Origin of the sequence: Streptomyces sp. LS1784 (assembly GCF_020103755.1) — a bacterium.
In the GTDB taxonomy this organism is placed as follows: domain Bacteria; phylum Actinomycetota; class Actinomycetes; order Streptomycetales; family Streptomycetaceae; genus Kitasatospora.
The window spans coordinates 1-858 of the sequence record NZ_JAHSQD010001175.1; the positions used below are offsets into that span (position 1 = coordinate 1).

The following is an 858-nucleotide window of genomic DNA, read 5'->3' on the forward strand; positions in this document are numbered from 1 at the left end:
GGTGAGCCGGAGGCGGTCGCCGAACTCGCCGAGCGCTGCGACCACCTGCCGCTCGCGCTGCGCCTGGCCGCCGCCCGCCTGGCCGCCCGGCCCGACTGGTCCGTGGCCGACCTCGCCGCTGAACTCGCCGACGAGCAGACCGGCCTGGCCGCCCTCTCCGGCACCGGCACCGGCCACGGTCCGCTCGGCCTCACCACCGCGCTGGACCGGACGTACCGCACGCTGGCGCCCGACGCCGCCCGGCTGTTCACCCTGCTCGGCCTGCACCCCGGCGCGGAGATCGGCACCGACACCGCCGCCGCCCTCGCCGACCTCCCGCCCGCCACCACCCGCACCCTGCTGACCAGGCTCGACGCCGTCCACCTGCTGGAGGAGACCAGCCCCGGCCGGTACGCCCGGCCCGAGCTGGTCCGCCGTCACGCCGCCGCGCAGGCCGCCGAACTCACCTGTGACGAACGGTTCCTCGCCCTCGACCGGCTGATCGCCCACTACCTCGACGTTACCGCCGGCCGGACGGCTGCGAGCGCGCAGGCCGGCGGCGGCGCCCGGGTGGCGGCCTGGTTCCGCCGCGAGGAGAGCGCCCTGCGCGCCGTCGTGCTCTGCGCCGAGCAGTACGGGCGGACCGCCGAGGCCTGGCAACTCGCCCACCGGACCAGCCTGCTGTACGAAACCACCGGCCACGACCGGACGAACTGGCGGGCCGTGGTCGAGGCCGGGCTGCGCGCCGCGCACGCGGACCGTGACGAGGCGGCGGTCGCCCGGCTCGCCACCGACCTCGCCGTCCTGCACATCGACCGCGGGGCCCACCGCACCGCCGCCGACCAGCTGGAGCTCGCCGTCGGGGCCGCCGACCGGGCC

1 pseudogene is annotated in these 858 nt (G+C 78.1%); it reads left to right on the forward strand.

Features of this window, described 5'->3' with window-relative positions:
• Positions 1–858 (forward strand): annotated as a pseudogene (locus tag KS423_RS46390) (hypothetical protein); the annotation flags it as partial.